General features: G+C 65.5%; 20 protein-coding genes. 12 read left to right on the top strand and 8 right to left on the bottom strand.

Going from position 1 to position 22,822, the window contains the following annotated elements:
- Nucleotides 1-8: 8 nt before the first annotated feature.
- The gene (locus tag AC1L6K_RS05695; RefSeq protein ID WP_480951743.1) at nucleotides 9-989 is read right to left on the bottom strand and encodes a siderophore ABC transporter substrate-binding protein; all 981 of its coding nucleotides are present in this window, start codon (nucleotides 987-989) and stop codon (nucleotides 9-11) included.
- 257 nt (nucleotides 990-1,246) lie between these two features.
- Between AC1L6K_RS05695 and AC1L6K_RS05690 the strand changes: the two genes are divergently transcribed.
- Nucleotides 1,247-2,482, top strand: coding sequence for a class I SAM-dependent methyltransferase (locus AC1L6K_RS05690; RefSeq protein ID WP_480951742.1), 1,236 nt, complete (start codon nucleotides 1,247-1,249; stop codon nucleotides 2,480-2,482).
- 326 nt (nucleotides 2,483-2,808) lie between these two features.
- On the opposite strand, the gene AC1L6K_RS05685 is transcribed toward AC1L6K_RS05690, so the two are convergent.
- Complete coding sequence (locus AC1L6K_RS05685; protein ID WP_480951741.1) at nucleotides 2,809-3,648, bottom strand: shikimate 5-dehydrogenase; 840 nt, start codon at nucleotides 3,646-3,648, stop codon at nucleotides 2,809-2,811.
- A gap of 98 nt (nucleotides 3,649-3,746) precedes the next feature.
- On the opposite strand from AC1L6K_RS05685, the gene AC1L6K_RS05680 reads away from it, so the two are divergent.
- A complete protein-coding gene (locus tag AC1L6K_RS05680) occupies nucleotides 3,747-4,889 on the top strand; it encodes a glutamate--cysteine ligase (RefSeq protein WP_480951740.1) in 1,143 nt (380 codons plus the stop codon).
- Between the two features lie 46 nt (nucleotides 4,890-4,935).
- Here the strand turns inward: AC1L6K_RS05680 and AC1L6K_RS05675 are convergent, their stop codons facing one another.
- Entirely contained in the window at nucleotides 4,936-5,547 is a 612-nt protein-coding gene (locus AC1L6K_RS05675; protein ID WP_480951739.1) for a TetR/AcrR family transcriptional regulator, read from the bottom strand.
- 154 nt (nucleotides 5,548-5,701) lie between these two features.
- Between AC1L6K_RS05675 and AC1L6K_RS05670 the strand changes: the two genes are divergently transcribed.
- The 9 genes from AC1L6K_RS05670 (at nucleotide 5,702) to AC1L6K_RS05630 (ending at nucleotide 17,022) form a co-directional block, all read left to right on the top strand.
- The gene (locus AC1L6K_RS05670) at nucleotides 5,702-7,045 is read left to right on the top strand and encodes an ABC transporter substrate-binding protein (protein WP_480951738.1); all 1,344 of its coding nucleotides are present in this window, start codon (nucleotides 5,702-5,704) and stop codon (nucleotides 7,043-7,045) included.
- A complete protein-coding gene (locus tag AC1L6K_RS05665; protein ID WP_480951737.1) occupies nucleotides 7,042-8,004 on the top strand; it encodes a carbohydrate ABC transporter permease in 963 nt (320 codons plus the stop codon). Before AC1L6K_RS05670 ends, AC1L6K_RS05665 begins: the two co-directional genes overlap by 4 nt.
- The gene (locus AC1L6K_RS05660) at nucleotides 8,001-8,915 is read left to right on the top strand and encodes a carbohydrate ABC transporter permease (protein WP_480951736.1); all 915 of its coding nucleotides are present in this window, start codon (nucleotides 8,001-8,003) and stop codon (nucleotides 8,913-8,915) included. The genes AC1L6K_RS05665 and AC1L6K_RS05660 overlap by 4 nt, the downstream gene beginning before the upstream one ends.
- Nucleotides 8,915-12,037: a glycoside hydrolase family 2 TIM barrel-domain containing protein gene (locus tag AC1L6K_RS05655; RefSeq protein ID WP_480951735.1), complete on the top strand. Its 3,123-nt coding sequence runs from the start codon at nucleotides 8,915-8,917 to the stop codon at nucleotides 12,035-12,037. The genes AC1L6K_RS05660 and AC1L6K_RS05655 overlap by 1 nt, the downstream gene beginning before the upstream one ends.
- A gap of 229 nt (nucleotides 12,038-12,266) precedes the next feature.
- Entirely contained in the window at nucleotides 12,267-13,115 is an 849-nt protein-coding gene (locus AC1L6K_RS05650; protein ID WP_480951734.1) for a phosphatase PAP2 family protein, read from the top strand.
- A 37-nt stretch (nucleotides 13,116-13,152) separates the two neighbouring features.
- Nucleotides 13,153-13,872, top strand: coding sequence for a DedA family protein (locus AC1L6K_RS05645; RefSeq protein ID WP_480951733.1), 720 nt, complete (start codon nucleotides 13,153-13,155; stop codon nucleotides 13,870-13,872).
- A 5-nt stretch (nucleotides 13,873-13,877) separates the two neighbouring features.
- Nucleotides 13,878-14,549 (top strand): response regulator transcription factor, encoded by a 672-nt coding sequence (locus tag AC1L6K_RS05640; protein WP_480951732.1) that lies wholly within the window; start codon nucleotides 13,878-13,880, stop codon nucleotides 14,547-14,549.
- Nucleotides 14,546-15,550, top strand: a complete 1,005-nt coding sequence (locus AC1L6K_RS05635; RefSeq protein WP_480951731.1) for a sensor histidine kinase — start codon at nucleotides 14,546-14,548, stop codon at nucleotides 15,548-15,550. Before AC1L6K_RS05640 ends, AC1L6K_RS05635 begins: the two co-directional genes overlap by 4 nt.
- A gap of 209 nt (nucleotides 15,551-15,759) precedes the next feature.
- Nucleotides 15,760-17,022 carry an APC family permease gene (locus AC1L6K_RS05630; protein WP_480951730.1) on the top strand — a complete coding sequence of 421 codons (1,263 nt, stop codon included), beginning with the start codon at nucleotides 15,760-15,762 and terminating at the stop codon, nucleotides 17,020-17,022.
- Here the strand turns inward: AC1L6K_RS05630 and tsaD are convergent.
- The 5 genes from tsaD to alr are packed head-to-tail and all read right to left on the bottom strand — an operon-like array spanning nucleotide 17,012 to nucleotide 21,231.
- On the bottom strand, nucleotides 17,012-18,103 hold the full coding sequence (gene tsaD, locus AC1L6K_RS05625; protein ID WP_480951729.1) for a tRNA (adenosine(37)-N6)-threonylcarbamoyltransferase complex transferase subunit TsaD: 1,092 nt from the start codon (nucleotides 18,101-18,103) through the stop codon (nucleotides 17,012-17,014). The two genes, AC1L6K_RS05630 and tsaD, sit on opposite strands and share 11 nt — an antisense overlap.
- Nucleotides 18,100-18,654 (bottom strand): ribosomal protein S18-alanine N-acetyltransferase, encoded by a 555-nt coding sequence (rimI, locus tag AC1L6K_RS05620; RefSeq protein WP_480951728.1) that lies wholly within the window; start codon nucleotides 18,652-18,654, stop codon nucleotides 18,100-18,102. The genes tsaD and rimI overlap by 4 nt, the downstream gene beginning before the upstream one ends.
- Nucleotides 18,654-19,388 carry a tRNA (adenosine(37)-N6)-threonylcarbamoyltransferase complex dimerization subunit type 1 TsaB gene (tsaB, locus tag AC1L6K_RS05615; RefSeq protein ID WP_480951727.1) on the bottom strand — a complete coding sequence of 245 codons (735 nt, stop codon included), beginning with the start codon at nucleotides 19,386-19,388 and terminating at the stop codon, nucleotides 18,654-18,656. The genes rimI and tsaB overlap by 1 nt, the downstream gene beginning before the upstream one ends.
- Before the next feature lie 11 nt (nucleotides 19,389-19,399).
- Entirely contained in the window at nucleotides 19,400-20,020 is a 621-nt protein-coding gene (gene tsaE / locus AC1L6K_RS05610; RefSeq protein ID WP_480951726.1) for a tRNA (adenosine(37)-N6)-threonylcarbamoyltransferase complex ATPase subunit type 1 TsaE, read from the bottom strand.
- Nucleotides 20,017-21,231 (bottom strand): alanine racemase, encoded by a 1,215-nt coding sequence (gene alr / locus AC1L6K_RS05605; protein WP_480951725.1) that lies wholly within the window; start codon nucleotides 21,229-21,231, stop codon nucleotides 20,017-20,019. The genes tsaE and alr overlap by 4 nt, the downstream gene beginning before the upstream one ends.
- A 284-nt stretch (nucleotides 21,232-21,515) precedes the next feature.
- Here alr and mshA point away from each other — a divergent pair, with 284 nt between their 5' ends.
- A complete protein-coding gene (mshA, locus tag AC1L6K_RS05600) occupies nucleotides 21,516-22,766 on the top strand; it encodes a D-inositol-3-phosphate glycosyltransferase (protein ID WP_480951724.1) in 1,251 nt (416 codons plus the stop codon).
- Nucleotides 22,767-22,822 lie beyond the last annotated feature (56 nt).

Raw genomic sequence — 22,822 nt, 5'->3', positions numbered from 1 at the left:
GGTGGTTACTAGCCAGCGAAAGCGTCGGCGATGCTGTTGAAGAACTTCGTGTACGTCTGGATGCTCTCGTTGGTGTACGTGTCAGCCGGCATGTACACGATGTTGCCGTCCTTGACGGCCGGGACGTTTTGCAGCGCCTCGGAGGAGGCGATCAGCTTGTTCGCCTCCGTGTATTCGGCGTCGGCGGATGAAACCGCAGCGTCGCGGTCCATGACCAGGATCCAGTCCGGGTTGGACGCTGCGATGGCTTCGACGGAGATGTCGTCACCCTTGTGGTCCGTGCTGGCATCCTCGACTTCAAGTGCCGGGGTCAGGCCCAGCATGTCGTAGACCGGGCCCAGTGTGCGTCCGGTGCTTGGCGCGGAATAGTTGATGTTGCCGCCGGAGGTGATGACTGCCATGACCTTGTCGTTGGAGTCATAGGCCTTCTTGGCGCGGGCCACGGCTGCATCAAAGTCGTCCGTGAGCTTCTTCGCCTCGGCCTGCTTTCCAAACACCTCGCCCAGAACGCTGATCTGGCGCTTGAGCTCACTGTCGAACGGTTCGCCGTCCCGGGGGTCCAGCTCCAGCACCGCAGCGTCGGGGGCCAGCTCGACGAGGTCGTCGTGGTACTGGGTGAAGCGCTGTCCGTTGACGATGACGTCAGGAGCCGCGGCCACAACAGCTTCGAGGTTCGGTTCGTTGTGGCTGCCCAGATCCACGATGGACTTGTCGGTCTTGTAGGGGTTGCTCGCCGGCATGAGCGCAACTGCGCCTGCCGTGAGCTCCACACCCCAGTCCGACAAGGTCTGGAAGGTCCTGTTGTCGGTGGCGACCACCGATTTCAGCGGAGTGGAGAGGGTGTGCGAGCCATTGTTGTCTTCAACCGTGACAGTGGCAGCCGATTCGCTGTTGGCGTCAGAGGCGGTGGGAGCTTGTGCGCCACAAGCCGTCAGGCTGATGGCGGCAACGCCAATGAGTGCAACAAAGCGAAGCTTCAGGGAGGGCATGTTTTCCTTCGTGTTTGTGCGGCCGTGGACCGGATCAGGTCCTAAACTTAGCTTAGCCTAACCTAAGTTTAAATGCCTCCCAATTGCTGTTGCCTCGATCACACCAGGGCGGAAGTCCCATTTGGCGCGGGCGTTGCATTCGAAGTTAGTACACACTAAGTGAATTACGCAACTTTGTAATAGCGTAATTTGTAATCACGTAATTGGCTTGTCCTTTCCTGCAGGGGAGCCAGAGATCCGGAGGATAGGGTTAACACATGGCCCACGATGCGATTTCCCCCCTGCTCACACTTGACGGCTGGGAACTTTTGTCATCCCTTGGCCCCTACCGCGAAGCAGATTCCCTGAAATTGAACGAATCGCTGCGCAAGGCGGGCCACTCCCCGGAATTGGTCGCAGCGGCACTGACCCAGGCCCGGCTGCGTGCCAAGGCGGAAGCCAAGTTTGGCGAATTCGCCCACCAAATGCTGTTCACCCAGGCGGGGCTGGAACAAGCCACCCGGCTGAGCATTGCCGCCCTGCATGCACAAAGATTTACGACGGCGGGAATCACGTCCGTGGCCGACCTCGGCTGCGGACTGGGCGCCGATTCCCTGGCGATGGCCAGCCTTGACATCAACGTCACCGCGGTGGAGATGGATGAGGTCACCGCCGCGTGCACCACTGTGAACCTCATGCCGTTCCCGCACGCCACGGTGTTGTGCGCCAAGGCGGAGGACGTGGACCTCGCGGGCATTGGCGGTGTATGGCTTGATCCGGCCCGGCGCACCACAAGCACCTCCGGCACGACCAGGCTTTTTGACCCCGAGGCCTTCTCCCCGCCGTTGTCATTTGTGGAGCAGCTGGCCGACAAGGGACTGGCCGTGGGCGTGAAAATGGGCCCCGGCATCCCCCACGACGCCGTCCCCGATACCGCCGAGGCCCAGTGGATCTCAGTTAATGGCGACGTGGTTGAGGCAGGTTTGTATTTCAACGAGTTGGCCCGGCCGGGAGTGCGCAGGTCGGCCCTTGTGATCGGCCGGCACGGCAGTGCGGAGCTGACGAGCAATGAAAAATACCAGCCGCTGAAACAAAACGCAGAGCTTGGGCCCATCAGCGGCTACCTCTATGAACCGGACGGTGCTGTGATCCGGGCGGGGCTTGTGGCTGACTTGGCCAGGAGCATGGGTGCGCACCTCCTCGACGAGCACATCGCCTACCTGTGCTCGGAGGCGCCCATCGACACCCCCTTTGCCCGCCGCTACAAGGTCGTTGAGGTCAAGCCGTTCAACGTGAAGGCCCTGAAAAGCTGGGTGAAGGCCAACAGGATCGGCGTGCTGGAAATCAAGAAGCGCGGCGTTTCCGTCACGCCCGAGGAACTGCGCCGCCAACTGCTCACTGGTTCAGGCAAGGGCCCCAACAAGGCCACGCTGGTGCTGACGCGGATTGGCGACGACCGTGTCGCCGTCGTGGTGGAACCCCATGGCCCGGTGGACGCCCCGCGCGCCCTCTAACTGGGATGTGAGCTGGCGGGGTCTGAGCCGGCCCTCAACGCTGGCGCATCGTGATTCTTCGGGCTGAAGCGGGGGCCCTCGCGGACATTCGCCGCCGGTACGGACAAATCACGGAGTGCAGGGGGCTGTTGCGGACTTTCGCCCGTGGCCGGCCACCATCGAATCACCGCAACGGCCCCCGAGGCTGAGAAGGATGACCATCCGGGCCCGAATCACCGCCCCCAGCCCCTGACCCGCCGCGAGCTTGCGAGTGGCCCGGGGCGTGGCTGGGCCCACACGCCCGAGGGACCCGCCGCGAGCTTGCGAGTGGTGGGAGGGCGTGGGGACTACTGCCGGGAGAACTCGGAGGCTTCGCGCACCAGTTCGGGGCTGGGCCGCACTCCCGTGTACAGCACGAACTGCTCCTCGGCCTGGATGGCAATGACCTCGGCTCCGGAAATGACCTGCTTCCCGGCCGCCCGGGCCGCCATGACCAGCGGGGTTTCAGCTGGAAGCGCGACGACGTCGAACACCACTTGCGCCTTTGCCACCAGGTCGTCGGTGAAGGACTGCACCGACGCGTCGGCACCCCCCATGCCCAGCGGTGTGACGTTGATGAGCATCCCGGCGCCGCCGTCCCCCGGAACGCCGTCGGCGGAAGCCCCGCCCACCTCGGGCAGCCAGGCAAAGCCGTACAGCGCGGCAAGGGCCCTGCCCCGCTCTTCGTTGCGGGCCACAATCGTGACCTGGGCGAATCCGGCGTCGTGCAGTGCTGCGGCAACCGCCTTGGCCATGCCGCCGGAGCCCCGCAGGAAAACCGTGGTGGCAGGGTCAATGGTATTTGCGGCCAGCAGGCGGGCGATGGCCAGGTAGTCGGTGTTGTAGGCGGTGAGAACCCCGTCGTTGTTGACGATGGTGTTGACGGAATCGATGGCGGTGGCCGAGGCGTCCATGGCGTCGACCATGGCGATGACATCCTCCTTGTACGGCATGGACACCGCGGCGCCGCGAATGCCCAGTCCGCGGATGCCGGCAACGGCCTGCGCCAGATCGACCGGCGCGAACGCCTTGTAAATGAAATTCAGGCCCAGTGCGTCGTAGAGGTAGTTGTGAAATCGGGTGCCGATGTTGCTGGGCCGCGCGGCGAGGGAAATGCACAAGGTCATGTCTTTATTCAGGATGGGCATGCATCCATTGTGCCTGAGATCCTGAACTACAATCAGAATGCAGCCGGCACTTTGCCGCAGTGCTGCCACCTTTCCAGCACTGCCAAGGAGGCGCCCCAGTGAAGATTGATTTCGCGAAATCCGAGCAATCCACGCTGGGATTGGAGTGGGAAATTGCGCTTGTTGACAGGGATTCGGGCGAATTGGATGCCCGGGCCGATGCTGTCTTCGAAAACATCACAGCAGCTCACCCGGAAGTCATGAAGGACGGCGAGCATCCCCATATCAAGGGTGAGATGCTGCAAAACACAGTGGAGTTGGTCACAGGCGTCTGCCACACCGTGTCCGAGGGGACCGAAGACCTGCGCCGCAACCTGAACGTCCTGCGGGCCGCTTCGGCGCCGCTGGGCCTTGACCTGCTCAGCGCCGGTTCGCACCCCTTCAGCAACCCGCGCACCCAGGCTGTCACCGACAAGGAACGCTATTCCAAGCTTGTCGACAGGACCCGGTGGTGGGGCAGCCAGATGCTCATTTACGGCGTCCACGTCCACGTCGGCCTGGACCATGTTTCCAAGGCCATGCCGGTCCTTGACGGGCTGGTCAACCACTTCCCGCATTTCCAGGCGCTCTCCGCCTCCTCACCGTATTGGAACGGCGAGGACACCGGCTACGCTTCCCAGCGGGCGTTGATGTTCCAGCAGCTGCCCACGGCCGGCCTGCCGTTCCAGTTCCCCGACTGGGCCGCCTACGAATCCTATGTGCAGGACATGTTCACCACAGGTGTCATCGACGCGCCCAACGAGATCCGGTGGGACATCCGGCCCGTGGCCAGCCTGGGCACCATCGAAATGCGCATTTGCGACGGCATGTCCACGCTTGAGGAAATTGGCGCCGTCGCCGCACTGACCCAATGCCTGGTTGAGGACTTTTCCAACACCCTGGACGACGGCGGCACCATCCCCACGATGCCGCCGTGGCACATCCAGGAGAACAAGTGGCGCGCGGCCAGGTATGGCTTGGAGGCCATCATCATCCTAGACGCGGCGGGCAAGGAACAGCTTGTCACCGAGCACACCCTCGAACTGCTGAACAAGCTCGAACCGATTGCGGCCAGGCTGGGGTGCTCGGACGAGCTTGCCAGCGTCGAAACAATCATCACCAACGGGGCCAGCTACCAACGCCAGCGCCGTGTCGCCGCCGCCCACAATGGCGACCTTCGCGCCGTCGTGCGTGAACTTGTGGCCGAGATGGCAGCAAACTAGCCCGCTGCCCCGGCGCGGCATCACCGTCCGGGGAGTGCGTGGCGGACTATTCCGGCAGGATGACCAACTCGAGATAGTCGCGGAGGCAGCCGGCCATGTCGATGTGCTCCGGAGCCAGCAGCCACTGGGTCTGGATGCCGTCCCACAGCGCGATGAGGGAGGCGCCCGCCCGCCCGGGATCGACGCCGGGGCGCAGCCGGCCCCGCTGCGCCAGGTCGGCAAACTCGGCGGTGTAGTCTTCCCGCAACCGCCTGAACCGCTCAACAAAATAGCTGTGGGCCGGATGGTCTTCAGTCACTGATTCCCCGCACAGCACCGTGTACAGCTGGAGCACCCCGGCGATGCGTTCGTTGAAGCCGGCCTGGCGGACGACACGTTCGGCGAAGCTCTCCCCCGGCACCAGGTGCTGGCTGAGGTCCTCGGTAATGGCGTCCCGGCGGTCAAGCACCGCAATCAACAAATCACTTTTTGTCGGAAAATAGTACAGCAGACTGGTCTGGCTCATGCCCACGTCATCAGCCACATCCTGGAAAGATCCGCCCGTGTACCCCCGGGCCGCAAATACCCGGTGGGCCGCTTCAACGATGGCTGCACGGCGTTGTGCCGTCTTTGCATACGGTCCGCGCGGCCCCGTGCCCCGGGTTTTCTTGGTGGTCATAAATAGGGAGCCTACCTGAGTCCTGCGTCACATTTTGCGAATTTCGAGTAGCTACTCGATCTTTGTGTTAGCGTCCTTCCTACTCGGCCCGCCGGGTGATGCCGACGCCCCGCGAACACCTGGCGTCCCGACCTCTACGACGAAGTGAAGGCTTATGACACAATTCACCCGACGACAATTGCTCGGCGCCGGTCTCGGCACCGCGGCCCTGGGAATGCTGGCGGGATGCGCCACTCCGGGCACGGCATCCGTCAACGTCGCACCCACAGTTCCACCGGCCGCATCCGGGGAAAAGATCACCCTGACCTACTGGTCCTGGTTGAAGGACCTGCAAAAGGTTGCTGACATTTGGAACGCATCCCATCCCAACGTCCAGGTCGAAACGTCCTGGATACCCGGAGGAAATTCCGGCGGCTACCAAAAGATATTCTCCGCCCTGGCCACCAAGGGCGGGCCGGATCTGGCCCAGGTGGAAATGCGGTCCATCCCTGAGTTCATGCTCGTCAACGGCCTGGTCGACCTCACCCGCTACGGCGCCAAGGAATCCGCGCACCTCTACGACCCCATCTTGTGGAACCAGGTCAGCTTTACGGGAGGCGTCTACGGCGTGCCCCAGGATTCCGGCCCCATGGGCATGTTCTACCAACCTGCCGTGCTGGAAAAGGTCGGCGCAGAGCCGCCGGCCACCTGGAAGGAATGGGCCGAAGTGGCCGTCGAACTGCGCCAGGCCGACGCCTACATCGACTGCTTCCCCCTTGGCGACGCGTCGGTCTTCGCAGCATTCGCGACCCAGGCCGGCGCCCGGTGGTTTCGCGCCGAAGAGGACGGCTGGGTCATCAACATGACAGACGAGGCGACCTTGCAGGCCGCTGAATTCTTCGACGCCGCGATTGACAAGGACCTTGTGCAGACGGCCTACGGCGCTTTCACTCCGGGCTGGTTCGCCGCTGCAGCCAAGGGCCAGCTGGCATCCGTGATGTCGGGGAGCTGGGCTGACGCCCTCATCGAAGGCGTCAGCGGCGGCGAGGGGAATTGGCGGGTTGCGCCCATGCCCACCTGGGACGGCATCAAGGGGTACGGATCCAGCTATCTGGGTGGCTCAACTGCTGCTGTCCTGGCGAACAGCAAACACCCCAAGGAGGCGCTTGAGTTCGCTGTCTGGATGACCACCTCCAAGGAGGGAATCGACGCCATGATCGACAACAGCGGCATCGGCTGGTCGCCGGCCCCTGATTTCATAGGCTCTTCCCGGCAGAAACCCTCCACGTTCTTCAGCGGCCAGAACTACAACCAGGAAGTCCTTGAACCGGCCACGCTGGCACAAAACCCGGATTGGTCCTGGTGGCCCACCACCACACAGTCGCTGAACATTCTCAGTGACGGCTTCCGCAAAAAGGCCACCGGCACCTCACTTGTCGAAACCATGTCGATCGCGGAGGCCCAGATCATGACCGTCTTCAAGAACAAGGGCCTGAACATTCGAAGGGAAGCATCATGACAACCACGTCCCCCTCCCTCCAGCAGGCCAGCGCACCTCCGGCACACGGCACCACCCAACCGCGAGCGCGACGCCGGTCAGGCGCCCAGTCCCGGGCCCCGTGGATCCTGCTGGCACCTTTCCTGGCCTTGTTCCTGCTGACCTTCATCCTGCCCATCCTTGTTGCCATCGCTTCCAGCTTCACCAAGGTCACACGCGGCGGCTTGTTCGGCGAAGCCGGCGTGACGAGTGAATTCGCGTGGTTCAGCAATTACGCCCAAGCCCTGGCTGACGGCAACTTCATCGCCTCCATTGGCAGAATGCTGCTCTTTGGCATTGTCCAGGTGCCTGTCATGATCGCCCTGTGCACAGTGCTGGCGTTGATGCTGGAATCGGCCTCGGCCCGGTGTCCCGGTTTCTTCCGTGCAGCCTTCTTCCTGCCCTACGGGGTGCCCGGCGTGATTGCCACCATTCTCTGGTCGTTCCTCTATGTTCCCGGGCTGAGCCCCTTGATCGACATCGCCGGCATGGTCGGCCTGGAACCGGATTTCCTGGGACCGAACACGGTGCTTTGGTCCATCGCCAACATTGTCCTGTGGAGCTATGCCGGCTACAACATGCTCATCATCGTGGCGCAGCTCAAGACCATTCCCGTGGAACTCTATGAAGCGGCCCGGGTGGACGGGGCCACGACCTGGCGGATCGCCCGCAGCATTCAGCTGCCGCTCATTCGCCCCGCCCTGGTGCTGACCACAGTCTTCTCCATCATCGGCACACTCCAGCTGTTCGCCGAGGCCCAGGTGCTGAAAACTGTTGCCCCCGCCATCGACAGCCAATACACGCCCAACCTCAGCGCGTACAGCACCGCGTTCGCCTACAACGACTACAACGTCGCTGCCGCCCAAGCCGTCCTCATTGCCCTGGCGGCCTTCATCTTGTCCTTTGTCTTCCTCAAATTCTCGAACAGGAAATCCTCATGACAACTCTCAAGGATTCGAGGCCGGCCCTGTCGAAGGCACCGGCAGACATGACGTCCTCGGCCAAGTCCAAACGACGGGCCCGCTCGTCCACCATCATCGTCACAGGCCTGCTCCTGGTCGTGGCCCTGTACTTCCTTGCCCCGGTGTATTGGGTGCTGGTCGCATCCACGAAATCCACCGCTGACTTGTTCGCAACCAACGGTTTTTGGTTTGCCCCCACATTCTCCCTGTGGCACAACATCTCCCAGGTCCTGAGCTACGACGGCGGAATTTTTGTCCGCTGGTTCCTGAACTCGGTCCTGTATGCCGGGGTCGGTGCACTGGTGGCCACCTACTTTGCGGCGGCCGGCGGCTACGCACTGGCGAAGTACGACTTCCGCGGCAGGAATCTCGTCTTCGGCACCATCCTTGGCGGCGTGCTCGTTCCCGGCACGGCCACCGCGCTGCCGCTGTTCCTCCTCTTCAGCCAGATGGGCATCGCCAACACCTACTGGTCGGTGCTCATCCCCTCGCTGGTGTCACCGTTTGGAATCTTTCTGTGCCGCATCTACGCGCAAAGCACTGTGGACACGGCGCTCATTGAGGCCGCCCGGATTGACGGCGCCGGTGAACTGCGCATCTTCCACACCATTGGCTTGAAGGTCCTGACACCGGCACTTGTCACCGTGTTCCTGTTCCAATTGGTGGGCATCTGGAACAACTACTTCCTGCCACTGGTCATGCTTTCGGACGTCAAGCTGTACCCCATCACCCTTGGCCTGAACAACTGGCTCAGCCAGGTCGACAGGCTGCCCGAATTCTACGAACTCACCACCGGCGGGGTTTTGCTCTCCATCATCCCGCTCGGAATCGCCATGGTCGTGCTGCAGCGCTTTTGGCGCGGCGGCCTCACAGAAGGATCAGTCAAGTAATGACTCCCGCAAATACGCATCCCTCCGACGTTTCGTACATCTCCGACGTTTCGTACATCACCGACCAGGGCCCCGGCTCCGGGCTGCGTGTGCCGGCCCGGTCCCGGCTGCACAGCGACGCACCCGCCCTCTCCCTCAACGGCGATTGGCGCTTCCGCCTGCTCCCCGCCGCACCGGGCACCCCGGGCGCAGGCAGCATTCTTCCTGCCGGGGAAGCCGTGGACGGCGTGGCGGCCGAGTCCTACGACGACGCCGGCTGGGACACCCTGACCGTCCCCTCCCACTGGGTGCTGCAGAAGGACGGCAGATACGGCCGGCCCATCTACACCAACGTCCAATACCCCTTCCCCCTCGATCCGCCCTTTGTCCCCGATGCCAACCCCACCGGTGACTACCGCCGCAGCTTTGATGTCCCCGAAGCCTGGTTTGAAAGCACGACGACGGCACTGACCCTGCGCTTTGACGGCGTCGAATCGCGTTACAAGCTTTGGGTGAACGGGCAGGAAATCGGGGTGGGCTCGGGCAGCCGGCTCGCCCAGGAATTCGATGTCACAGCGGCGCTGCGCCCCGGCGCCAACGTTTTGGCGGTCCGCGTGCACCAGTGGTCGGCCGCCAGCTATCTGGAGGACCAGGACCAGTGGTGGCTGCCGGGCATCTTCCGCGATGTGACGCTGCAGGCCCGTCCCGCCGGCGGCATCACCGACGTCTGGCTGCGCACCGGATGGGCCGGCGCCGATCCGGGAGCCGCCGGTGCGGGGACCGGCGCCGGCAGCATCGATCCGGAAATCACCGCCGCCGCTGACGCCTACCCCGTAACCCTGGCCGTGCCGGAGTTGGGCATCAACGTCATCTGGCACTCGGCCGCCGACGTGGCACCGCTGTCCGTGGACAACGTGGAGCCCTGGTCAGCCGAGCTCCCCCGCCTGTACGAGGCAACGGTGTCCAGCGCCGCGGAAAGCATCTCCCTCCGCCTGGGCTTCCGCACCGTGGAGATCGTGGGCGACCAGTTCCTCGTCAACGGCCGCCGCGTCGTGTTCCACGGCGTGAACCGCCATGAAACCCATCCCGATCGCGGCCGGGTCTTTGATGAGGCCGGTGCCCGCGAGGACCTGGCCCTCATGAAGCGCTTCAACGTCAATGCCATCCGCACCAGCCACTACCCGCCGCACCCCCGCCTGCTGGACCTTGCCGACGAGCTGGGCTTCTGGGTCATCCTGGAATGCGACCTTGAAACCCACGGCTTCCACAGGCAGGGCTGGGTGGACAACCCCAGTGACGTCCCCGCCTGGCGCGACGCCTTCGTGGACCGGATGGAACGGACGGTGGAGCGGGACAAGAACCACCCCTCCATCGTCATGTGGTCCCTGGGCAACGAATCCGGAACCGGAGCCAACTTGGCGGCCATGGCGGCCTGGACCCACGCCCGGGATGCCTCCCGGCCCGTCCACTATGAGGGCGACTACACCGGCGCATACACGGATGTGTATTCCCGCATGTATTCCTCCATCCCCGAGACGGATTCGATCGGGCGCAACGATTCCCATGCGCTGCTTCTGGGCTGCGATGCCGCCGAATCGGCCCGCCAGCGCACCCGGCCGTTCATCCTGTGCGAGTACGTCCACGCCATGGGCAACGGCCCGGGCGCCATGGACCAGTACGAGGAGCTGGTGGACAAATATCCACGCCTGCATGGTGGCTTTGTGTGGGAGTGGCGCGATCACGGCATCCGCACCAGCACCGCGGACGGCACGGAGTTCTTTGCCTACGGCGGCGACTTTGATGAGGTGGTCCACGACTCCAACTTCGTCATGGACGGCATGGTCCTCTCCGACTCCACGCCGACCCCGGGCCTGTACGAGTACAAGCAGATCGTCTCCCCCATCCGCCTGTCGCTGGCCCTGGGAGCCGACGGCAAGCCGGCCCTCTCGATTGCCAACCTGCGGCACACGGCTGACGCGTCCGACGTCGTGCTGCGCTGGCGGGTGGAGCACAACGGCATCCCTGCCGCCGCGGGCGAGCTGACTGCCGACGGCGCAAACGGTCCGCTGCGGGCCGGCGAATCCGCCACCCTCGCGCTGCCGCCCGTCGCTGCCGCTGCCGAAGGCGAAACGTGGCTGGCGGTGGAGGCCGTGCTGCGTGACGCCACCGGGTGGGCTCCCGCGGGGCATCCGCTGGCCGAAACCCAGCTCGACCTCTCGGCACCGCGCGTTGCGCCGCGCGCACCCCGCCCGGCCGCGCCCATCAGCGGGGCGGCCCCCATTGCGCTGGGCCCTGCCACGTTCGACGCCGGATCGCTCGTTGCGCTCGCAGGCCTGCCTGTGTCCGGTCCCCGGCTCGAGCTGTGGCGGGCGCCCACCGACAATGACAAGGGCGCCGGGTTTGGCAGCTACGGTCCGGAGGATCCGTGGCTCAACAGCGGCCGGGGCGTTCCGGCGCCGTCGTCGGAGACCGTGTGGAAGCAGGCCGGACTGGACCGGCTGACCCGGCGCGTCGAAAACGTTGCCGCACTGCCGTACGGCCTGCGGGTGCGGACGCGTTATGCCGCTGCCGACAGCGGCGACAGCGTCTCGGTGGAGGAGAACTGGCAGTTGGCGGGCGAGGAGCTGTGGCTGCGCCTCGACATCACGCCCAGCGCGGGCTGGGACATCGCATTTCCACGGATCGGTGTGCGCCTGGACCTGCCCACGGACGTTGACGGTGCCTCCTGGTTCGGTGCCGGACCGAGGGAATCCTATGCGGACAGCATGCGGGCGACAGTCGTGGGACGGCACAGCGGCTCCCTTGATGAGCTGAATGTTCCCTACGCCCGCCCGCAGGAAACCGGACACCACAGCGAACTGCGCGAGCTGGAACTGTCCCGGGGCGGGGCCCCGTGGCTTCGCATTGAGGCCGAACCGGATGCGCTGGGTCGGCGTCCCGGGTTCTCGCTGGCGCGGCACACGGCGCAGGAAGTTGCCGGCGCCGGCCACCCGCACGAGCTGCCGGCCGCAAGCCACAGCTACCTGTACCTTGATGCCGCACAGCACGGCCTGGGTTCGCGCGCCTGCGGTCCCGATGTGTGGCCGGACTTTGCCCTGCGGCCGGAAGCGAGGACGCTGGTGCTAAGAATCGCCGCCCTCTAACCCCAAACGCTCTCTCACCTCTGGGGGTTTAAACCGATTCGCTCGCTCACCTCTGGCTGATTTTCCGGCAACGCTCCCGCAACGAACGTGGGAACGTTGCCGGAAAAGAGCCCCAAAGTGAAGGCAGCGGATAGGGCGGTTCGGCGGGAGGGGCGGTTCTTGGAAAATTCTTAGATCGGGTGCGGGACAGTGGAAGCACACCTTCCGCACCTCTTCTGGGAGTTTAGCCATGAATCCTGTTCACACCACACCGCCCGACCCCGGGCCGGACCGCCGCACGCGGCTGGCGGTGCTGCCGCAGCCGGCATTTTGGGGGTTGTGGGTGGCAGTGCTGTCTGTCGCGGTGCTGGCCCTCGGGTTCTACGCGGTCGGCACACCCGACTTCAGTGCCGGCGAGTTCAGCATTGACCAGGAATTGAGCCGCAGCCATGAAGGCCTGCTGACAGCCCTGGCCATGGTGCTGGACAAGGTATTCTCACCGATTGGCGGCCTTGCCCTGATAGCCGTGGTCTGCCTGTTCCTGCTGCTTGTGCGCCGCGCGCCCGTCAACGCCCTCGCCTTTGGCGGAGTGGCGGCTGCCGGCTGGCTTTCAAGCCAGTTCTTCAAAGCCGTCGTGGAGCGCCAACGCCCCAACCCTGTGCTGCTCGTTGACCCGCTTGCCCCGGAAACAGGGTCAAACAGCTTCCCCAGCGGCCACGTTGCGCTGGCAGTTGGCCTGGCCTGGGCCTTCTGGTTCCTGCTGAGAAACGGGCGGTGGGCCCGGCTTGCCGCACTATTTGCCGTGGCTGTGCCCGTGGTGGTGGCCTGGTCAAGGCTCTATGTTGGTGTGCACTATCCCAGCGACGTCATTGCGTCGTTCCTGGCCGCGAGCGCCTCCGTCTTCTTGTTCGCAGCCGTGTGGAACAGGTTTCAGGGGCAGGTCCTGCCCCGCATTCCACTGCTTGCCCGGTGGGGGCCTGTCACTGCGTCCCGTGTCGCTGGATCCCGTGGCATTGCACACCCTGCCGCTGACCGGGCAGCTGACGGGTCTACTGTTAAGTCAGGCCCTTCCGCTGCTGCCGCCAACCCAAATTCCTGATCGAGGCACCGTTTTGCTGCACCTTTTAGTTCCTTCAATGCAAGGCCTCGCCACAGTCCACGGCGCACTCCCCGGGCGCGCCCAGGCCGCGGGCCTGTTCTCGGTTCTTGACCCGGCCGCACTCCTGAGTGGCTTGGGGCCTGCAACCCTCGCGGTTGTGGCCTTGATCGTGTTCATCGAATCCGGCCTGTTGTTTCCCTTCCTCCCCGGGGACTCCCTCCTCTTCACTGCGGGGCTTTTGCACCAGCAGCTCAACCTCTCCCTGCCGGTGCTTATCGGCGTCGTGGTGCTGGCCGCCATTGCCGGCGACCAGGTGGGCTACATGCTGGGGCGCAAATTCGGTCGCCGCTGGTTCAAGGACGACGCCCGCATTCTCAAGACCAAGTACCTGCACGAGACGGAGGAATTCTTCGCCAAGCGCGGCGGCTGGGCCATTGTGCTGGCCCGTTTCGTCCCCGTGGTCCGCACCTACGCGCCGCTGGTGGCGGGTGTGGCGAACTACAGCTACAAGAAGTTCACGCTGTGGAACATTGCCGGTGCCGTCGGCTGGGCTGGCTCCATCGTCATGCTGGGAACATGGCTGGGCCACTACGAAATCATCGCCAAAAACGTCGACATCATCGCGATCCTGCTGGTTCTGGTTTCGGTGCTCCCCGGTCTCTTCAGCATCCTAAACAAGCGCCGCGCGGCCCGGACTCCGGTGCACGCCGCCACCGGGACCGCTGCCCGGCAAGCAGGGCCTGACGGGGGACAATAGGGAGCATGCACAACGTTGATCGGCCGCGGCTCCTGCTCGTTGAAGACGATCCCGTCCTGGGACCGCTGATCGCAGAGCTTTTGGCCCAGGACTACGAGGTCCACCTGGCGTCCGACGGCCAAGCCGGGCTGCACCTGGGCCTTACCGCCAGATGGGCTGCAATGGTCATCGACCGCGGACTGCCGGTCATGGACGGGCTGGCATTGGTGGCGGCGCTGCGCCGCAAGGGCGTCACCACCCCGGCCATCATCCTCACCGCGCTGGGCAGCACCGCCGAAAAGATCACCGGGCTCGACGCCGGGGCGAACGACTACATGACCAAACCCTTTGACGCGGGCGAACTCAGGGCAAGGCTGCGTGCCATGACCCGCGTCGTTGCACCTGCCCCGAAGCAGCTGAGTGTGGGTGACTGGCTGTTCGACCCCGTCAACCGTTCCCTGCAGTCCAGCTATGGCCAGCATGTTGGCCTCACAGCCAAGGAAAGCGAGCTTCTGGCCCTTCTCGCCACCGAACCTGACCGCGTGTTCACCCGCACGGAACTGCTGGTGGGCCTGTCCCACCCCGATGATTCACCAAGCGTCATCGACACCTACATCCACTACCTGCGCAAAAAACTGTCCAAAGGCGTGATCCGCACTGTGCACGGCATGGGCTATCAAATTGGCGACGACGCATGAAACTCCCACGGTCCATGCCCAAGTTCACAGCAGCCCGCCCCTCGAGCGTCGACGCACCCCAGCTGCGCCGCGCCGCCGTCACGGTGGGCCTGCGCATTGCCGTGGCCATCGCCCTGATGGTGGTGGCTGTCATCATCGCAGCCTCCCTCTACATGCTCTACCTTTCCCACCACCCGGATGTGGCATCCGCCGACACTTCCGCCCGTGTCTACGTTGAATCCAACGACATGATCAAAGCCATGGTCGTGGCCGGCTTCGTCGGGATTCTTGCGGCCGGAGCCATCGGCTGGCTCAGCGCCCGCAGCGCCATCCGCCCATTGGGCAGGGCCTTGGAGTTGCAGCGCCGCTTCGTCCAGGACGCCAGCCACGAACTGCGCACGCCGTTGACAATCCTGGACTCCCGGGTGCAGCTTGCCGAACAAAAGCTGGAACCGGGCAGCGACGCGGCCCGGCTGCTCGGCCAGATCCGACAGGACACCACAGCACTGTCGGCCACGGTGCAGGAACTCCTCGTGGCAGCCACTGGGGAAGCGGAGGCCACGGCCGAACCGCTGGGTGTCGGCGCCATGGTGGACCAGGTCACCGCAGGGTTGCAGGGCCTGGCCGCTGCGCGGGGAATCCAGCTTCAGACCACGCATGACGGCGCCCCGCGAGTCCGCATCCAGGCCAACAGTTTGCGCCGGGCCGTTCTCGGGTTGCTGGACAATGCGCTCAACCACACACCCGAGGGCGGGCTCATCACAGTCGCCACCGTGCGCAACGGACGAAAGGTGCTGATCACTGTCAGCGACACCGGAAGCGGCATCGTGGGCATTGACCCTGCCAGGGTGTTTGACCGTTTCGCGCACACCACCATGCCGTCTGCCGGCGGCCGCCGCAGCCACGGCCTGGGCCTGGCGCTCGTCCGAGAGATTGCGGTGTCTGTCGGGGGCAGCATCGAGATAGCGTCCACGGGCCCCGCCGGCACCACGATGGTGCTCACGCTGCCCGCCTCCCCCTAAAAATGAACCCTCCATCAGCAATGGCGGGATTTCCGGCAACGCTCCCGCAGCTGATGCAGGAGCCCGAGAAGGGCCCCGACGGGCAGCAGCGCGCTCGGGCGTTTGTGGGGATCCAGCCGGTGCTGTGAGCGCGCCTGTTCACCGGGTGTTCACTCGCGTCCGCTAGCCTCGCAGCTGATCAACTACGGAGGGCGAAAGGCAACGACCCCATGAGCACTTTTTCGGGCCTGGCCCGCAGGCTGGGCACTTTCGACGCCGTCGTCATCGGCCTGGGCTCCATGATCGGCGCCGGTGTTTTCGCCGCATTCACACCGGCAGCGCAGGCAGCCGGTTCAGGCCTGCTCATTGGGCTGGCCGTCGCCGCGTTCGTGGCCTACGCCAATGCCAGCTCCACCGCCCAGCTCGCTGCGGCCTACCCTGCCTCCGGCGGCACGTACGTTTACGGGCGCGAGCGGCTGGGACCGTGGCCGGGCTTCCTGGCCGGCTGGGGATTTGTGATCGGCAAGACGGCCAGCAGCGCCGCCATGGCCATGACCTTTGCTGCCTACGCCGCACCTCCCGGGTGGGAGCGCCCGGTGGCGATTGCCGCCGTCGTGCTTCTCGTGGCCGTGAATTACCGGGGCATCAGCCGGACAGCAGCGCTGGCCCGGATCATCGTGGCGGCCGTCCTGGCGGCGTTGGCCCTGGCAGTGGCTGCCGCGTGGGCGGGCACTCCCGGGGCCGGCACGGACATGTTTCCGAACGGCGGGCTGCTCGCGCACGGGTGGTACGGAATCCTGCAGTCGGCCGGGCTGCTGTTCTTTGCCTTCGCCGGGTACGCCCGGATCGCCACGCTTGGTGAGGAGGTCAAGGATCCGCGCCGGACCATTCCGCGCGCCATCCTCCTGTCCCTGGCCATCGCGGCCGCCGTGTATGCCTGTGTGGCCCTGACGCTGCTTGCTGTTTTAGGGGCCGACGGCGTTGCTTCCACCGCGGCTCCGCTCGCCGATGCGGTGGCAGCCGGGACGTGGAGTTGGGCTGCCCCGGTGGTCAGGGTTGCCGCAGCTTTGGCATCCCTGGGTGCGTTGCTGGCCTTGGTTGCCGGGCTGGGGCGGACGACGCTGGCCATGGCGCGGGAAGACGACTTCCCCCGCTGGTTTGCCGCCATCCATCCCAAGTACCTGGTGCCCCACCGCGCCGAACTCGTCCTGGGCGCGGTGATCTGCGTGATCATTGCCTTCGCCGACCTGCGCGGCGCCATTGGCTTCTCATCCTTCGGCGTCTTGGTTTACTATCTGGTGGCGAACGTTGCCGCGTTCACCCAGCCCGCGGCCGACCGCCGCTACCCCAAGACCCTTCAACTGGTGGGCGCAGCCGCGTGCGTGCTCCTGGTGGCCACGCTCCCGCTGGAAGCGGTGCTTGCCGGGCTGGCGATGTTCGCGGTGGGGTTCGTGTACCGCGGGGCCAGGCTCCGACGTCGTCCTAGAGGCTGATGCTTGTCACGGGCATCGAGGAATCGGGGGCGAACGCCAGGTCGCTGGGCGCAATGCCGTTCATCACCAGCTGCGCCCCGAGGGCCGCAACCATGGCCCCGTTATCGGTGCACAGCGACAATTTGGGCACCAGCAGGGCGATCCCGGCCGCTGCGCAGCGCTGCTGCGCGAGCTCCCGCAGTCGCGAATTTGCGGCCACTCCGCCGCCCAGCAGCAGTGTGGTGATGCCGTTTTCCGTGCAGGCAAGGACCGCCTTGGCCGTGATGACGTCAAGCACTGCCTCCTGGAATGAGGCGGCAATGTCGGCCACGGGCACGTCTTCACCCCGGGCCTCGTAACCTTCGACGCATCTGGCGACAGCTGTCTTCAGCCCGGAGAAGGAGAAGTCGTAGCGGTGCGGGCCGGGCTCTTCGGCCGTTCCCATGTATTTGGGCATGGTCAGCCCGCGCGGGAACCTGACGGCCTTGGCGTTCCCGTCCCTGGCCAGCCTGTCGATGGCGGGCCCGCCCGGGTAGCTCAGGCCAAGCAGCCGGGCGACCTTGTCAAAGGCCTCCCCCGCGGCGTCATCGATGGTGGCACCGAGCAGCTCAACGTCGGAGGCGATGCTGCGCACCCGCAGGATCTCGGTGTGCCCGCCGGACACCAAAAGGGCTCCGAGGTTTTCCGGCAGGGCGCCGCCTGCCGTGGCGGCGGCGATGGATTCATCCAGCAGTCCCACACCCACGTGGGCCACGAGGTGGTTGATGGCGTAGAGCGGCTTGCCCGTGGCCAGGGCCAGCGCCTTGGCTGCGCTGACGCCCACCATGAGCGCCCCGGCCAGGCCGGGCCCGCTTGTGACGGCGATGGCGTCGACGTCGGCCAGGGCCACCCCGGCATCCTTCAGTGCCTGCGCCAGGGTCGGCACAAACGCGTCCAGGTGTGCGCGGGAGGCGATCTCGGGGATGACGCCGCCAAAGCGGACGTGCTCCTCCATGGAGGAGGAAACGGTGTTGGTCAACAGATCGGTGCCGCGCACCAGGCCCACACCGGTTTCATCGCAGGAGGATTCAATCCCCAGGATCAGCGGGTTGGCGGGGTTCATGAGTGGTCCTTTGGGGTGGTGGAGGGGCCGGGTGCCGGCAGGGACAGGCGCATGATCAGCCCGTCCGAGCCGTCCCGGTAGTACCTGCGCCGGGTGTGGATGTGGGTGAAGCCGTAGCGTTCGTAGAGCCGCTGCGCCCGCGGGTTCGTGGCACTGACCTCGAGCATGATTTCGCCCGCGCCGCGGCGGACCGCCTCCGCGATAAGTTCATCCATCATGGCCCGGGCGATGCCGCGGCCCTCAAAATCGGGCAGCACCCCGATCGTCTGAATGTCGCCGATGGGCGGCAGACACATCAAGCCCGCATATCCCACGGCACGGCCGCCGCCATGGTCGACGGCGGCCGGCAGCTCCGCGATGATGTACCGCCTGGTTTCGGGCTGGGCAAGTTCATCGACGAACATCTGCCGCGGCCACGAATCAATCCCAAAGAGCGTCTTGTCCAAGGCAGTGATGAAGTCGATGTCAGCGGCCACCATGTCGCGCAGCACGGCGGTCGGGGCCGCGGGCTGGACGGCGGCCGTCGGGCCACCAGCTTCGGGTTTGGCCATCACAGGGCCCGCTTCCGGGGCCCTGGCACCTTGGCGTCCGACTCACGCAGGTACAGCGGCGTTGAGTCCAGGAAGCCGGCCCCTTCGAGAGACCCCGCGGCGGTGATCCTGCGCGCGGCTGCGCGTCCCAGCTCAAGCGCCGTCGGCTGGGCATCGGCAAACAGGGGGTACACGCTGGCGCCGTTGGCCTCGAGGACGTCCCTGTACAGTCCGGCACCGGCGCCAAAGACCTGCCCGCCGGTAATTTCCGCGGCAGGGCCGACATGCGGGCCGTCCAGCAGGCTGGCGCCGGCGCTGTACCGTGCCCAATAAACTTCCTTGCGCCGCGCGTCGGTGGCAACCACAAACTCACCCATGGCCAGGGGGCCGACGGCGCGGCCGTCCCGGTATGCCGGCGCGTCAAAGACCTGGTGCGCCAGTGCGTCCAGGCTCATCAGCCCAAACAGTGGAACGTCCCAGGTGAACGCCAGCGTGCGTGCCATGGCGATGCCCGAGCGCAGGCCGGTAAACGGGCCCGGGCCGGTGCCGACGACAATGGCGTCAAGGGCGGGGCCCTCCGCGACCGGGTCGGTGAACAGGGATTTCACGCCCGGGGCCAGCACCTCGGCATGGCTGCGCGTGTCAGCGGTGGCAAAGTTGGCCACCACTTCTGTGGTTCGAACATGGTTCAGCGGGTCAAAATCCAGCAGCGCGGCGCTGGCCACGGCGGAGGTGTCAATGGTGAGGATTCGCACGTATTTTACGTCTATTCTGTCGTGTTCACTGGCCGGCCCAGCATCGAGAAGTCGATGCCGGCCCAGCGTGGCCCGATGGCCTGCAGGCGCAAGGTGCGGGGTTCGTCGTCGTCCTCGTCGGTGTCAAAACTGTCGGCAAAGTCCAAGGTGCCCGAAGGAAGGGGGCCGCCTGCGTGTTGGGCGGTGCCGCCGGCAGCCGTCCCGGGCGCCGGTGCACGGCCGCCCACTGCACGCACAAGTTCAATTTCCAGCCTGTTGGCGGCAAGGTGTTCGACCCTGTCCGCACCCCATTCCACCACCGTCACAGAGGAGTCCAGCGTGTTTTCCAGGTCGATGTCGTCGATTTCGCCGGGCGTCGCCAGCCTGTACGCGTCAACGTGGACCAGATCCGGGCCTCCGGGGTTGTGCCCGTCCGGCAGGTTGGGATGGATGCGCACCAGCACGAAGGTGGGCGAGATGATGCCTTCGCGCACGCCGAGGCTGCGGCCCAGTCCCTGGGTGAAAGTGGTTTTTCCGGCGCCGAGCCCGCCGCTGAGGATGACAAGGTCCCCTGCCCGAAGCAGCCGGGCCAGCCGTTCAGCGAGTTGCTGCGTTTGGGCAGCAGTGCCGGTGGCAAATTCCCAGCCGTTCACAGTCCACCGCCGCCCGACGTGTCAGCCTGGCCCACGTAGCTGCGCGGCACGCGCTGGCTGATGCGGGTCACGATTTCATAGTTGACCGTCCCGGCGGCTGCAGCCCACTGCTCAACGAGCGGCCCGCCGTCGGCCCCGTTGCCAAACAACACGGCGGGGGCGCCCAGGGCCGTGCCCGGAGTTCCGTCGCTGGAGAAGCGGCGGCGCCCGCCGGGGCCGAGGTCGATCACCATCTGGTCCATGGCGATCCGGCCCACCACGGGGTAGGTGGCCCCGTTGACGTGAACGGGGCCGCCGGTGGCAATGCGGGGAATCCCGTCGGCGTATCCCAGCGGGACCAGGCACAGGGTGGTTGCCTCGCCGGTGACGTGGTTGAGTCCGTAGGAGATGCCCTGGCCGGCGGGCACGTCCTTGCACAAGGCGATTTGGGTTTGCAACGTCATGGCCGGGACAAGTCCGAGCTGTGCCGAGGTGCGGTCGGCAAACGGTGAGAGCCCGTACACGCCTAAGCCCACCCGCACCATGTCGAAGTGCGTGTCGGGACGCGACAAGGTGGCAGGGGTGTTGGCGATGTGGCGCACGGAGAGTTCCGCACCGGCCGCCTCCAGCACTGCCACCGCCTCACGGAAGCGTGCCAGCTGTTCATCCGTTTCGGGGCGTTCCGGTTCGTCGGCAACTGCCAGGTGGCTGAACACACCCACCACCTTCAACAGACCCTCCTGCTGGCAAGACATGGCAGCGGCAACCAGGGCCGGCCATTCTTCGCGGGAGCAGCCGTTGCGGCCCAGCCCGGTGTCAATTTTCAGGTGAATCCGGGCCGGACGTTGCAGGGCCTTGGCGGCGGCAACAATGTGGCCAAGCTCCCAGCCGGAGCAGCCAAGGTCGATGTCGTGCGCCACGGCGGCCTCGAAGTCGGTTGCCTGCGTGTGCAGCCACGACAGCACCGGTGCTTCAATCCCGGCGCCCCGCAGTGCCAAGGCTTCGCTGACGTGGGCGGTTCCGAGCCAGTGGGCGCCTGCGTCGACGGCAGTCCGGGCCACAGGGATCATGCCGTGGCCGTAGGCGTCGGCCTTGACCACGGCCATGAACTTGGCGGGTGCGGCAATGGTGCGAAGATGGCGGATATTGTTGGCGATTGCGGACAGGTCAATTATGGCTTGCCGTTCAAGGCTGGGAATCTGCTCTGGAACGGCTGCAGCGAAGGGACTCACCCGCCCATTTTAGGCCTCTTTTCTGGAAGTTTTCAGGATGCCGGCCGGCAGTGAAGCCGGTCACGGCCCGGGCAGCTTGTTTTTTCCGTCCCGCGAGTGCCCGTTCGGGCTAGGTTCAGCGCCCAAGCAGTGGGAAGATAAATTCAGTTATTGGTGCTTTCGCTGCACCAGGCGGCTGGCGGGTCCGGGCGCCAGGTGCGGCACCCGCAGGCCGCTGCGCCAGGAGTCTGCTGGTCCAATGTCCATTTGTGTGTTGCATCAAAAAGCCTGTCAGGAGGGAAACTGTGCACCAGGTCCGGCGAGTCGCCATGCTTTCCCTGCATACCTCACCCCTCGAACAGCCCGGGGGCGGCGACGCCGGGGGCATGAATGTCTATGTCCGCCACCTTGCCCTGGAATTGGCCGCCACGGGCGTGGCCGTGGACATCTACACCCGCCGAACTGCCGCCGCACAGCCCGACAGCGTCGAACTGGCCGCGCACGTCAACGTCCACCACATTGCGGCCGGGCCCTTTGCCAAGGTCTCCAAGGAGGAGCTTCCGGAACTCGTCAACGAGATGGCCGACGCCGTCGCCGAGCATGTTGCGGCCCTGCCCGGGGAGCCTGCCCGGGTCATCCACTCACACTATTGGGTCTCGGGCATGGCCGGGATTTTGGTGGCCAAACGCCTGGACCTGCCGCTGGTGCACACCATGCACACCATGGCCCGGGTGAAAAACCACCACCTGCCGCCGGGCCAGACAGCGGAGCCCGGCATCCGTGAAGACGGCGAACAGCACATCGTGGCCGCGGCAACACGCTTGATCGCCAACACCACTGCCGAGGCCGCCGAGTTGGAGAGGCACTACGACGGCTGCGAGCAGCGCATCGACGTCGTCTCCCCCGGCGTCGACCTGAGGGTTTTCAAGCCGGCCTTCCGCGACCGCTCCCGCAAGGAACTTGGCATCGCGCCGGGGCGCTTCCACGTGATGTTTGCCGGGCGCCTGCAACGGCTGAAGGGTCCGCACGTGCTGGTCAAGGCCGCTGCGATCCTGCGCGCGGAGCGCCCCGACATCAATTTGCAGCTGTCCTTTCTGGGCGCCCGCAGCGGCAATGAAAAGTATGACCTGGTGCAGCTGATTGACAGTTCCGGACTCGCAGCGTCCGCCACCGTCCACCCTCCCGTCGGTCCCGAAGAGCTTGCCGACTGGTACCGCAGCGCCGATGTCGTCGCCGTCCCCTCCTCCAGCGAGTCCTTTGGCCTGGTCGCCCTGGAAGCCCAGGCCTGCGGCACCCCTGTCATCGCCACCAATGTTGGCGGTCTGCCGCGCGCTGTCAGTGACGGGCGCACGGGCCTGCTCGTGGATTCCCGGTCACCGAAGTTGTGGGCCGCGGCCATCGCCTCCCTGCACGACTTTGGCGACACCAGGGCCGACATGGGCCGGGCGGCTTCGGTTTTTGCCGAGGCTTTTGGGTGGGAGAACACGGCCACCCAAACAATCCACAGCTACGATTTGTCGCTCACATACCAGTACCTCGCCCCGCCCGGCTGCTGAGCGCCTGCTCCCCCGGGCAGCGGCCGGCGGCCTCCCGCCGTCGTACTTTCGGACCA

Source organism: Specibacter sp. BI4, from assembly GCF_056680095.1.
This window is presented reverse-complemented; position numbering and strand designations above follow the sequence as displayed.

Coding starts and splice junctions, on each gene's coding strand:
- AC1L6K_RS05695 (WP_480951743.1), bottom strand. CDS start 989: ATGCCCTCCCTGAAGCTTCGCTTTGTTGCACTCATTGGCGTTGCCGCC.
- AC1L6K_RS05690 (WP_480951742.1), top strand. CDS start 1,247: ATGGCCCACGATGCGATTTCCCCCCTGCTCACACTTGACGGCTGGGAA.
- AC1L6K_RS05685 (WP_480951741.1), bottom strand. CDS start 3,648: ATGCCCATCCTGAATAAAGACATGACCTTGTGCATTTCCCTCGCCGCG.
- AC1L6K_RS05675 (WP_480951739.1), bottom strand. CDS start 5,547: ATGACCACCAAGAAAACCCGGGGCACGGGGCCGCGCGGACCGTATGCA.
- AC1L6K_RS05670 (WP_480951738.1), top strand. CDS start 5,702: ATGACACAATTCACCCGACGACAATTGCTCGGCGCCGGTCTCGGCACC.
- AC1L6K_RS05665 (WP_480951737.1), top strand. CDS start 7,042: ATGACAACCACGTCCCCCTCCCTCCAGCAGGCCAGCGCACCTCCGGCA.
- AC1L6K_RS05660 (WP_480951736.1), top strand. CDS start 8,001: ATGACAACTCTCAAGGATTCGAGGCCGGCCCTGTCGAAGGCACCGGCA.
- AC1L6K_RS05655 (WP_480951735.1), top strand. CDS start 8,915: ATGACTCCCGCAAATACGCATCCCTCCGACGTTTCGTACATCTCCGAC.
- AC1L6K_RS05650 (WP_480951734.1), top strand. CDS start 12,267: ATGAATCCTGTTCACACCACACCGCCCGACCCCGGGCCGGACCGCCGC.
- AC1L6K_RS05645 (WP_480951733.1), top strand. CDS start 13,153: ATGCAAGGCCTCGCCACAGTCCACGGCGCACTCCCCGGGCGCGCCCAG.
- AC1L6K_RS05640 (WP_480951732.1), top strand. CDS start 13,878: ATGCACAACGTTGATCGGCCGCGGCTCCTGCTCGTTGAAGACGATCCC.
- AC1L6K_RS05635 (WP_480951731.1), top strand. CDS start 14,546: ATGAAACTCCCACGGTCCATGCCCAAGTTCACAGCAGCCCGCCCCTCG.
- AC1L6K_RS05630 (WP_480951730.1), top strand. CDS start 15,760: ATGAGCACTTTTTCGGGCCTGGCCCGCAGGCTGGGCACTTTCGACGCC.
- tsaD (WP_480951729.1), bottom strand. CDS start 18,103: ATGAACCCCGCCAACCCGCTGATCCTGGGGATTGAATCCTCCTGCGAT.
- rimI (WP_480951728.1), bottom strand. CDS start 18,654: ATGGCCAAACCCGAAGCTGGTGGCCCGACGGCCGCCGTCCAGCCCGCG.